The organism is uncultured Thiodictyon sp., assembly GCF_903946935.1.
GTDB lineage: Bacteria > Pseudomonadota > Gammaproteobacteria > Chromatiales > Chromatiaceae > Thiodictyon.
Genome location: NZ_CAJAXH010000118.1, coordinates 1 through 9,702 on the forward strand (window position 1 = coordinate 1; position 9,702 = coordinate 9,702).

The following is a 9,702-nucleotide window of genomic DNA, read 5'->3' on the forward strand; positions in this document are numbered from 1 at the left end:
CCCTACGGGCTCCCTGCGTTTCCTCCCCCAGCGCGTCGACCAGAACGTGTTTCACATGCGTTGCCATCGGTGATCTCCTTCAGACCGCCCTACAGTAATTTAACCGGGGGGTGCTGTCTCACCTACATTGGCACAGAGGGAGCGCGGATCTCGCCGAACCGCCTGGTCGCCTCGCCGCTGAACGGGAGACTCGGCAGCCAGCCAAGCAGGGTCAGCAGCCGTGCGCGGTTGTCCTCAATCTTCAAACTCTTCGCCACCCCAAACCACAGTTCGCCCTCCACCGGCGCGCACAGCCGCAACTGCGAGCGCCCGACGCGCTGCACCTGCCGCAGCAGCGGCGGGTGCCCCTTCATCAAGGCAATGGCTGCGTTCGTGTCGAGCAGGTACGGCATCAATCGAGGGCCTGGCGCGGCGCGTCGAGACCCAAGTCGTCGTCCGCGATGTCGTCGGGAAAGTCGTCGCTGAGCCCGCCGGAGACCGCCGCGAGAAAGCGTTCGGTGTCCTGCGGGTCCGCAACGGCGGGGAGGGCCACACCGTAGCGATCCTCCAAACCCTTGATGTAGGCAAGCGCCTCGCGGGCCGCCGGCTCCGGCAGGCGCAGGGTGTGTGCGTAGATGACCTCGGCGAGTGACATGGTGGGGGCTCCGCGGACTCTGGGATTTTGGCGTCGTCGAATGTCGGCAGTATAGGGGTTTGTTCACGTGCCGGGGCTTTCGGCCCGGCAGGTCGTCTTGGCGGCTCTGCCGCCCGTGTTGCCTCGCACTGTCGCTTTGGTCTGGGGGCAGAGCCCTCAAGACCCGGTGCCGAGAAGAGCGCTGTCGACACAGGCAGATGAGTCGCTCCGATTATTTGTGGTCTGGCCCCGAATACCCCCAAATACCCCTGAAGCCAGGAAGCAGGGAAGGGAGGAACCCTTGAAACCACGAAACAAAGTTCGATCAACCAGGGAGTTAAATCCGTGCCAAACGTCGTCGCCATCCTCAACGACGAGCCCGCGGGACCGGCCGCGTGGGAAATTCACCACTTGCTCAAGCAAATCCAGGAGGCGTTCGATGTCTGAACCGCGTTTGAAGGTCAAGCCTCGTCCGGGCCAATCCGCCGCGGGCAGCGGTACACCGTCGGATCTGGCGCCGCTGACCGCGTTGGCCGCGGAAGAACCCACCGCGCGGCTCAACGTCCAGATCCCGGCGACGATGCGCCAACAACAGAACGCAGGAGCTGTCTGGCGACGGGTTTCGGCCAGAAGGCGTCGCCCGTGCCTTCATTTCGAGCGGCAGCATCAGGACCGTCAGCGGACGCTTGTCCGCACGACAGCCCGCCCGTACACTGAAAACTTGGCCAGCGTACACTCAAGCGGCGTTGGCGACGCCGCGTGCGGACTCATTCGGGAAACACAGTAGAGACGTCCACCTCGCGGACACAGTATCGTCAGGAGGGTTGCCGGCGGAGGAGATTGTGGTACGTCCCCTATTTCCCGCTTGCTAAAAAAACCAACTAGGTTAGTATCTGGTGATGGAGAAACGAACCCCTCACTGCAAGCTGTCCGTTGTCAAAGCCTTGGCCGAGGCGGGCAAGGTGCGCACCACGCACACAGCACGCGTCGGCGCGAACGCCCTGGGGTTCGACTATCCCGGCATGTTGGCGGTAGTGATGGCGCTCACGCCAGCGGATTTCTACAAGAGCATGACCAGGTACGCCGATCACACGATCTGGCAGGACGTCTACCGCCCGAACACGTCAGCCGGTGATGTGTATCTGAAGCTAACCGTCATTGATGACGTCGTGGTCGTGTCCTTCAAGGAGCTATAAGCATGAAATGTCCTGTTTGCGGCGCGGCGGAACTGATCAGTGACGTGCGCGACCTTCCCTACACCTACAAGGGCGAAACCACGGTCATTGCCGCGGTAACGGGCGACTTCTGCCCGGCCTGCGCAGAATCCGTCTTGGCTGGGGCGGAATCCGATCGCGTGATGCGGGAGATGCGCGCCTTCTCGAAGCAGGTGAACGGCGCGATCGTTGATCCTGGTTTCATCACCAGCGTGCGCAAGAAACTCGCCCTCGACCAACGCGAAGCGGCCGAACTGTTTGGCGGTGGCGTCAATGCGTTCTCGCGCTACGAGACCGGCAAGACCAAGCCGTCGTTGGCCTTGGTGAAGCTGCTCAAGGTGCTCGACCGTCACCCCGATCTGTTGAACGAGGTACGGTCGGCATAGGGGCCGGCGTGTCAGGGTATCGATGACATCAACGCGGATGTTCGTCCGTGACGTAGGCGCCTGGCCGGGCCGTCATCCGGTCGGCCGTACCACGGCGTGGGCCTTGATCATAAGTCCGGTGATCCTGGGGCTAGGTCACAGCACCGGTACTCATAAAAGACAAAGACTTGCATTTTTTCAGCAAATTATTTGCTTATTGTTTTGGCTGGATTTATGATCAAGGCTTAAGTAGCGTTGGCGACGCCTCATGGGAACTCAACTTTGAAACAGAGTAGAGAAGTCTGCCTTACGGACGCGGTATCGTAAGGAATCTGTCGGTGGAGGATATCGTGGTACGTCCCCTATTTCCCCTGGATCGATACGTGGCGGGGAAACCAGGGGCAGATGCGGTTTCTTGTGAGATTAGGCCGGAAACCGTTGTCTGTCCCCGATATTTTGCCGATATTTTGCCGATATTCTGTTGGCGACGGCTCATGGGGACTCGGCTCTGAAGCAGACTAGAAGCCATACTCACGGACGCGGTCATAAGGAGTATTGTCGGTGGAGGGTATCGTGGTACGTCCCCTATTTCCCAGACTGTTGACGAGGTGCTTCGGTGCCCGGCTCCGTGAGGATCAGGAGTGGCGACCGGGCAGGGGCTTGTCAGGACCGAATCAATTCAGCGGCCCTCTGGGGGAAGATCGTCTATAACCCGGCCCGGTCAGTCGCCCGATTCCTGCGAGCGGCAGTTCATCAATGCTTGCCGCGCAGAATCGGTTCGCTTTTCATCTGTGTTGCGATATCCGTGGTCTGTCGCCGATATCCCTGCTTGCCCTTCAGGTGCTCCCACTACGCCTGGATTTGATCTCTGCAATGATCTCTTTTGCCGTCATGTCCCGGAACAGGGACTCGCGCTCAACGGTGTAGTCGCCGCTACCGGCGCGGAATTGATTCAGGAAGCGGATGGTATCAACGACCCCCAGCTCTCCGATAAGAGCCTGATTAGCCCGCAGGTTGATGTCAGCGATCGGTTGAATGCGTACAGTCATTTGAGAATCTCCGCTATGATGCCCAGGAGCGGTGCTACCTGACACTGAAGGTGAATGCTGGCGCGACTCTTACGCAGCAACTTGTCATCGCAGGTTACGAAAAAATCCGCACCGGCGCAGGACGCTATGGCAAGATGGACGGCATCCATTGCCGCGATCCCGTCTTTCTCCAACAGATCGGACATCAGCTCCATGTCCTCCGTAATCATGAGCCGCTCGGCGGCAAGCGACAACAGCGCCATCGACTCGTTGCGCCTGGTCGCGTCGGGAATTCTGCTGAGTTCATAGTCGAGCGCCTCGGAACCCAACAAGGCGACATCCCCGCTTTGCACCGAAGCGAGTATTGCTAATACCGCTTCGGTTTCAACCCTGATCCGCGGTTGGGTTTGATCGTCATGCGGGCGTTGCAGACAGCAGCAGTCAAGATAAATGCGCATACATGCCCCGGCACGTTGTTGACTTCGAGGGATGGCGAAACTAGATGTCATCAGACCATCGGTAATGGGACTCGAACGACCGTCAATCGAAATCCATCCACCCAGCAACGACCATGTTCCTCACGGGAGCCCCAGTTAGTAGCGAACTGGTCCAAATTCGCGTCGATCCCGGGCAGATTCGGGTTTACGGGAATGGCGAGACAGGCCTCGGTCAATCCGGACTCCCCTGTTGCGCAGTCGCCACCCTGAGCAGCCGGCTGCGCTAGGAGCCTGGCGTATCCGATGACCTGATAAAGATCCGACGTGTTAGGCCCTTTTGGCTTGTATTTGGCATCTACCACGAGTTTTTGCTGTGGTTTATCAGCTTCCTCAACCTTCACGACGAAATCGGGCCTGAAGTAGTGTGATTGGCCTTCTAGCTGGAACTCGCGATTCCGGTTCTGGCTCTGGCCCTGAACGGATACCCAAACACCGGGCTGGTTCAGTTTGTTCAGACAAACCCCGACCCATCCCTCAAATAGGCGATTCGCGTCCAGAAAGAATGGTAGCGTTCGCTCGGTCTCTGCCGCCTTACCCGTGGTTCGGAGGGCCTTGATCAAGATTCCGGCCACTTGGGCTCGCCGAGTGCGTAGTCAGGCCATCTTGGCCTGACACCGTCAGGGCTGGAAGCCCTGACTACGCACGCCGCTGGCCGGGATTATGATCGACGCCGTTCGGAGATGCAAACGGGTAAGTACCAGCCGCGCCAAGGCCAGCGGGGTCGCATAGGCGGCCATCAGCCCCTTGTTGCGAATCCGGGACCAGTCCCTTGGATGCGGCTGATAATCCGGCACCGACGCGAGCGCCGAGCGGATGACATGGACCCAGCGTTGCAGTTCAGGAACAACGCCAGGCGTCCCGGACACATAGCGCGCCGAGACCTCCAAGGCTGCCTTTAATAACCGATTTTCCAGGGTATCCAGATTGAACCGCTGAAACTCGCAGATCATCTTATCCGACCGTGCCCGAACGACATTCTCGCGGACCTGGGCGCTGATGAGGATGTGCCCGCGCACGCGGCCGACCAGATTTTCCTGAACCCGTATGAATCCTTGTCGCAGGTGACGTTGAACAAAACGGGCCGTCATCGCCAGAAAGGCGGTCACCTCCAGCAAGGTCAGTTGTGGCAGGTGGTTCGCTTCGATTGTGGGCTGATCTGGATCACAGCCAAACAGCCGATGGAGTTCCATGCCGGTGACGTCCGCCGGCGCGGCAAGCACCGCCGCGAACATGGCGCCATAGTCAACACGCTTGAATCCTCGGCGGGGTCCGACCACCAAGCGGTGGTTCGTACCCCCAAGGGGGAGATTGACCGCGCCAATGAAATGGGAAGGGGAAATCCTTCCGTAATCCATCCAATGCAAGCCGAGCGTGCGTGGATTATCGCTCGTATACTTGCGATCTTTGTCGCCGTCATAGGTATCAAGCCAGGGATGGGCGGGCTCCTTTCCCAACGTACCCACGAACGCGGCTAAATCAATCGCACCGTCGCCGTCTTGGGTCAAGATGAGGCGCCACTCCCGCGCCTCCCTCAGCGACCGCGGACTGACCGGATATACCATCGCCTGTCTCCGGTCGGCTAGCCTTGATCGGCGTTATCGTCCACTTGCTCGTTTGGTTCATCCCCTCCCCCTGCGGGGGCCGCGGGTTGTCCCTGCGCTGCAGGCGCCGCTTGCTGTTGGAAGCAAGGCAGAATGGCCCTAATGCGTTCGGCCCACTGTTCGGGACGAACAGCGTTCAAGCCCTGTAACGGGATACGCAAATCGCCAAGCATCAAGGTCGCATCGTGCTTCAAGACGCCATCTTTCACGTATTCATGTAGTAATGGTAGCACTTGATAAACAAAGTCCCCCAACAGCACATCGCGACGGCTCAATTCGTTAGCATTGCGTGGATTAGCAAGGAAATATGAATGCCCTGGTTGAACATCATCTGGGAAAAAGTCTTGGGCCAGCGCCCGAGGCTCACTATGAAAAAGGCATCTGACAGCCTCGAATAGGAACATGGCGGATGCCCGCAACCCTCCGGCCTCAGGAACCTCTTGTCCTATGATGCCGGCATCCGGCGCCATGGTAATAAAGGCAAAACGCCTGCGCACCGCATAGTCAATGTGACCGATAGAGCGATCGGCTTTGTTCATCGTGCCGATGATATAGAGGTTGTCGGGAACGACCAGATTGAAGTTGCGGTCAACTTCGTAGGGAGTACGGACGGGGTCCCCACGATATTCGAGACCATAGATCGACTCACCAAGTACGGCCGCGAGATTGGCGCGATTTATCTCGTCGACGATCAGCACATACTTGTTACTCGAATCGGCGCTCGCATATTTGCACATTTTGCTAAATACGCGATGAACTGTGTCGTACTGGACCTGTCCCTTAACCGTTTTAACCTGCACGCCACGAACGAAGTCCTCATAATTGTAAGTGGGATGAAACATGAACCATGTTCCAACGTAATCCCTGTAGATCCCAAAAGCGGATCGCGTCCATGTCCGACCGATCCACAGCGGCTTGAGTGCACAAGTCCAAGAGAGAAGCGCAAAGCCGCTTCGCCTCGTAGGTCTTGCTCGTTCCTGGCGGCCCCGTTAGAATGATTTGACGTGCATGGAGAAGCAACTCTTTCATCTGACTGACCTGTTGAGCGAATATCTGCCGATAGGCATCGGGACTGAATTGTCTAACCCACGCTAAAACTTCGGCTATAGTTTGATATGGAAGCTCCACGATACATTCGTTGATACCGAACTCGAACGTATTGAGCGACTGGCCGTCCGGTGATGCCACTAGCCATTCTACACCTATACATTGACCGAAATCCTGATTGGGTTCAGCCCTGCGGTTACAAAGCCCAACTCCCCGAACATACATCCACGTAAACTGATAGGTCGACCTAGCAACGATGAGGTCGCCAACAGCTATGACATTCATTCTTTGGACAAAATCCGGGTGCTGAACGGCGTCCCAGCCTTGGCAGGCGATATGTTGGTCGCGAAAGTTGGCCCAGACAGGGTCGACTCCATCGAAGAAAATACCAATCGCCCACGCACGCATAGTGAAGTTTCCTTAATGATAGGTTGGAGAAGGTATTCCTTGTCGTTTACTATGCCAATTCAGAATACAAGATTAGGCTTGAAGGTTAGCGAGTTCGACGAGGCTCAGGGTAGCAGCGCCCCCCGGCCCGCGCAAGGCACCGGTCATGGATCGGACAGACCTTGACGCATCGGCCGACTATCATTTCGCGACGGCCGATCCGCTGACCAAACGGGCGCACGTGAAACGTCGCGCAACCGTGTTCCTGGCTGGACCTGAAACTGAGCAGTCGGAGCATCCAACATGAAACGTCGAACCTTTGTCACTGGGCTGGGCGCCGCAGGGCTCTGTGCGCCCTGGATAATCGCCGGGGGCAACCCCTTGGTAGAACCGGAATTCCGCCCCCTGGTCCCGGTCTTCGATCGGTTGCCGGATGCCTTGGCGGCGGAGGCCTTGGTGGCGTTGCCCTATGTGGTGGGCTCGCTCCCAGTGAAGGCTTATCCCCTGGTCATTGGGCTGGGCGAGGCGGCGCAGCCGCTGGTCGATCAGGCGCTGACGAACCCCCTGCTGCCGCTGGACGCGGGGCTCTATCGGACCGGGGCGGCGAGTGCCCATGGCGCCACCGATTGGCTGACCCAGAGGCTGGAGTCCTGTGAAGTGGCCGTGCTGCTGGTCGATGCCGCTGACCCGCGAGCCTTGGCCGAGTGCCGCGACTGGGCGTGGAAGCTGGCCTATGATGATGTGTTCCTGCGGGTGGCTGTGTTGCTCAATGCCAGTGGGCCAGTGGAACAGCGCGGCCGGCGCGCGGCGGTAGGAACACTGCTGCATGGCGTCATCGAGGTATGGACCCACGGAGCAACCCTCAGCGCGGCCCAGACGGTTCAGTTCTTGCTGCCGGGCCTGGCCTTTGAGCTGCCGGGCACGATCGGCGGCAGGGGCAATGCGGATTGGCTATTCTCCGAGGCGCCGGAGGCGCGGACTACGGCGGTGTGCTGGGAACATGAGTCTATCCTCCCGGCGGCGTTGGCCAACGCCTGCGGACCCTTGGACCCCCAGGGTTGTAGTGGCGCGATCCTGTTGGTTCATGCGGGCCGTGACTTCACCGCCGGTGAACTCGATGTCCTGCATCGGCACTGCGATCGGCTGGGGCTAAATTACGCCGAGCGGGAGATCGCCGTCGTGGTTCACCCCGACTGGGCCAAGCGGCGGCGGGTTCTGAGTCTGACCCTGCTAGGAAAGTGGGACGGGACTTGGCCGGTTGGTTCGAGTCTATACCCATGATCCACCGTACGACCTCCAGGAAGGACCTTTGGGGCTTGGGAAATCCAGCGCCCTGATGCTGATGAGTCGATGATCAAACACGAACTCGCGAGAAGCCAGCCCCGCGCCGATCGCCAAACTGGCGATAGGACCAGCGGGGTCTACTGTCTCGCGGGTTCACGAGCGCGGCCTGCCCGTCTCGCTGGTCGTATCAACGTATGTGAAGAAACAACTATGCTGAAAGTCAAAGTGACGGCGATCGGAAGCGCGATGGGTATTGTGCTGCCAACCGAGGCGCTTGACAAATTGAAAGTCGGGAATGGCGATACTTTGTATCTGATTGAAGATGCAGTGGGGTTTACTCTTACTCCATCTCAGCAGGATTTTGAAGCGCAGATGGAGGCCGCCGACAAGGTGCTGAAAAAATACCGCAACGCGTTTCATGAGCTGGCGAAATGACCGAGCCGCACTGGGTGTTGGATGCAGTGGTCGTTGCAGTTCATCGGTTGCTGATTACGCAGCATGGTGGAAGCCACGGTATTCGCGACCAGGGTCTGCTAGATTCCGCGCTGGCCAGACCCCGGCAGCGTTTCTGTTACGAAGCGCAGGCGACTATTTTTGAACTCGCTGCCGCCTACGGCTATGGCCTGGCAAAGAATCATCCGTTCGTTGACGGCAATAAGCGCACGGCCCTTGCGGTTGCGGCGATCTTTCTGGAAATGAACGGATTCAGCCTTGACGCGCCTGAGCCGGAGACGGTCGTGGTGATTGAAGGGCTGGCCGCCAGCGAGCTCTCCGAAATAGCACTGGCTAAATGGCTCAACGATTCATCGGTTCATAGTGCCTGACGAAGCACGGGGCGCGGCTGGCCGGAACAAGGCAATAGTGGGGAGCACTGACATCAACTTTGCCTTTACACAACACGTACGGAAAACGGGGACGGACAATACGGAAAACGGGGACGGACAACGATTTCTTGGGAAATAGGGGACGTACCACGATATCCTCTGCCGTCAAGCGGGTTGGGGGTATCGAGTCAGCCCACTGTGTCACCCACTCGGCGGGTCGGGCCACGCGCCCTACCCCGGCCCGCGGCGGCTTGATGGCCGTGCGGGAATCCCGTATCTTGTGCCCCATGCATACGGTCATCGAAACGCCAACGTTTGCCAAGCCAAGCAGGCCGATCAGATATGGAGCGAAGCCGAGCGGCTGGACTTCATCACCTGGATTGCTTGTCACCCGCTGGCAGGAGATGTGATCCCCGGGGCAGACGGCGCGCGCAAGGTGCGCTGGTCACTGTCGGGCATGGGTAAGCGCGGCGGGGTCCGCGTGATCTACTTCAACCGTTCGGCCGCGGGCCTGGTCTATCTGCTGGCGATCTACCGTAAGTCCGACCAGTCGAACATCGGCCCCGCCGACATTCCGGAGCGCGACACATGAGCAAGATCCCACTGGAGCAGGTCGCACAGGCGATCGAAGCGGATGCCGGCGAGGCCATTCCCGGGCTGCGCGAATCGCTCGCGGAGATGGCCGCCGATGAGCGGGGGCTCACCTACACCCGGGAGCAGCTCGCCCTGCGCGCGGCCCGTACCGCCTTGGGCCTGTCCCAACCGGCCTTTGCCCGGCTGCTGCAAACCCCGGTCGGCACCGTGCGCGACTGGGAGCAGGGGCGCTTTCCGCCCCCCGGCAG

13 protein-coding genes and 1 pseudogene are annotated in these 9,702 nt (G+C 59.3%); 7 read left to right on the forward strand and 7 right to left on the reverse strand.

Features of this window, described 5'->3' with window-relative positions:
- Positions 1 to 122: 122 nt before the first annotated feature.
- Entirely contained in the window at positions 123 to 392 is a 270-nt protein-coding gene (locus QZX93_RS10180) for a type II toxin-antitoxin system VapC family toxin (RefSeq protein WP_295385076.1), read from the reverse strand.
- Complete coding sequence (locus QZX93_RS10185) at positions 392 to 634, reverse strand: DUF2281 domain-containing protein (RefSeq protein ID WP_295385075.1); 243 nt, start codon at positions 632 to 634, stop codon at positions 392 to 394. Before QZX93_RS10185 ends, QZX93_RS10180 begins: the two co-directional genes overlap by 1 nt.
- Before the next feature lie 878 nt (positions 635 to 1,512).
- Between QZX93_RS10185 and QZX93_RS10190 the strand changes: the two genes are divergently transcribed.
- Together QZX93_RS10190 and QZX93_RS10195 are read left to right on the forward strand one after the other, a co-directional pair.
- Positions 1,513 to 1,809 (forward strand): type II toxin-antitoxin system MqsR family toxin, encoded by a 297-nt coding sequence (locus QZX93_RS10190; protein ID WP_295385073.1) that lies wholly within the window; start codon positions 1,513 to 1,515, stop codon positions 1,807 to 1,809.
- A 2-nt stretch (positions 1,810 to 1,811) separates the two neighbouring features.
- A complete protein-coding gene (locus QZX93_RS10195; protein ID WP_295385072.1) occupies positions 1,812 to 2,213 on the forward strand; it encodes a type II toxin-antitoxin system MqsA family antitoxin in 402 nt (133 codons plus the stop codon).
- Between the two features lie 815 nt (positions 2,214 to 3,028).
- Here QZX93_RS10195 and QZX93_RS10200 read toward each other — a convergent pair.
- From QZX93_RS10200 to QZX93_RS10225, 5 genes and pseudogenes are all read right to left on the reverse strand, one after another.
- Positions 3,029 to 3,241 carry a hypothetical protein gene (locus tag QZX93_RS10200; RefSeq protein WP_295385071.1) on the reverse strand — a complete coding sequence of 71 codons (213 nt, stop codon included), beginning with the start codon at positions 3,239 to 3,241 and terminating at the stop codon, positions 3,029 to 3,031.
- Entirely contained in the window at positions 3,238 to 3,678 is a 441-nt protein-coding gene (locus QZX93_RS10205; RefSeq protein WP_295385069.1) for a hypothetical protein, read from the reverse strand. Before QZX93_RS10205 ends, QZX93_RS10200 begins: the two co-directional genes overlap by 4 nt.
- Positions 3,679 to 3,728: 50 nt before the next feature.
- Positions 3,729 to 5,279, reverse strand: a pseudogene (locus QZX93_RS27335) (hypothetical protein).
- Between the two features lie 17 nt (positions 5,280 to 5,296).
- Positions 5,297 to 6,160: an AAA family ATPase gene (locus tag QZX93_RS10220; protein WP_295385068.1), complete on the reverse strand. Its 864-nt coding sequence runs from the start codon at positions 6,158 to 6,160 to the stop codon at positions 5,297 to 5,299.
- Positions 6,135 to 6,773, reverse strand: coding sequence for a hypothetical protein (locus QZX93_RS10225; protein ID WP_295385066.1), 639 nt, complete (start codon positions 6,771 to 6,773; stop codon positions 6,135 to 6,137). The genes QZX93_RS10220 and QZX93_RS10225 overlap by 26 nt, the downstream gene beginning before the upstream one ends.
- Before the next feature lie 282 nt (positions 6,774 to 7,055).
- Between QZX93_RS10225 and QZX93_RS10230 the strand changes: the two genes are divergently transcribed.
- From QZX93_RS10230 to QZX93_RS10250, 5 genes are all read left to right on the forward strand, one after another.
- Positions 7,056 to 8,033 (forward strand): hypothetical protein, encoded by a 978-nt coding sequence (locus tag QZX93_RS10230; protein WP_295386890.1) that lies wholly within the window; start codon positions 7,056 to 7,058, stop codon positions 8,031 to 8,033.
- A gap of 213 nt (positions 8,034 to 8,246) precedes the next feature.
- The gene (locus tag QZX93_RS10235; RefSeq protein ID WP_295393164.1) at positions 8,247 to 8,471 is read left to right on the forward strand and encodes an AbrB/MazE/SpoVT family DNA-binding domain-containing protein; all 225 of its coding nucleotides are present in this window, start codon (positions 8,247 to 8,249) and stop codon (positions 8,469 to 8,471) included.
- Positions 8,468 to 8,860 (forward strand): type II toxin-antitoxin system death-on-curing family toxin, encoded by a 393-nt coding sequence (locus QZX93_RS10240; protein WP_295393165.1) that lies wholly within the window; start codon positions 8,468 to 8,470, stop codon positions 8,858 to 8,860. The genes QZX93_RS10235 and QZX93_RS10240 overlap by 4 nt, the downstream gene beginning before the upstream one ends.
- A gap of 280 nt (positions 8,861 to 9,140) precedes the next feature.
- The gene (locus tag QZX93_RS10245; protein ID WP_295393166.1) at positions 9,141 to 9,452 is read left to right on the forward strand and encodes a DNA-binding protein; all 312 of its coding nucleotides are present in this window, start codon (positions 9,141 to 9,143) and stop codon (positions 9,450 to 9,452) included.
- Positions 9,449 to 9,702: helix-turn-helix domain-containing protein (locus QZX93_RS10250; RefSeq protein ID WP_295393167.1), on the forward strand; the 254-nt coding region annotated here is incomplete at its 3' end. The genes QZX93_RS10245 and QZX93_RS10250, both read left to right, overlap by 4 nt.

Excerpts from the sequence above, each read along its gene's own strand:
- QZX93_RS10180 (WP_295385076.1), bottom strand. The coding sequence starts at position 392 with ATGCCGTACCTGCTCGACACGAACGCAGCCATTGCCTTGATGAAGGGG.
- QZX93_RS10185 (WP_295385075.1), bottom strand. The coding sequence starts at position 634 with ATGTCACTCGCCGAGGTCATCTACGCACACACCCTGCGCCTGCCGGAG.
- QZX93_RS10190 (WP_295385073.1), top strand. The coding sequence starts at position 1,513 with ATGGAGAAACGAACCCCTCACTGCAAGCTGTCCGTTGTCAAAGCCTTG.
- QZX93_RS10195 (WP_295385072.1), top strand. The coding sequence starts at position 1,812 with ATGAAATGTCCTGTTTGCGGCGCGGCGGAACTGATCAGTGACGTGCGC.
- QZX93_RS10200 (WP_295385071.1), bottom strand. The coding sequence starts at position 3,241 with ATGACTGTACGCATTCAACCGATCGCTGACATCAACCTGCGGGCTAAT.
- QZX93_RS10205 (WP_295385069.1), bottom strand. The coding sequence starts at position 3,678 with ATGCGCATTTATCTTGACTGCTGCTGTCTGCAACGCCCGCATGACGAT.
- QZX93_RS10220 (WP_295385068.1), bottom strand. The coding sequence starts at position 6,160 with ATGTTTCATCCCACTTACAATTATGAGGACTTCGTTCGTGGCGTGCAG.
- QZX93_RS10225 (WP_295385066.1), bottom strand. The coding sequence starts at position 6,773 with ATGCGTGCGTGGGCGATTGGTATTTTCTTCGATGGAGTCGACCCTGTC.
- QZX93_RS10230 (WP_295386890.1), top strand. The coding sequence starts at position 7,056 with ATGAAACGTCGAACCTTTGTCACTGGGCTGGGCGCCGCAGGGCTCTGT.
- QZX93_RS10235 (WP_295393164.1), top strand. The coding sequence starts at position 8,247 with ATGCTGAAAGTCAAAGTGACGGCGATCGGAAGCGCGATGGGTATTGTG.
- QZX93_RS10240 (WP_295393165.1), top strand. The coding sequence starts at position 8,468 with ATGACCGAGCCGCACTGGGTGTTGGATGCAGTGGTCGTTGCAGTTCAT.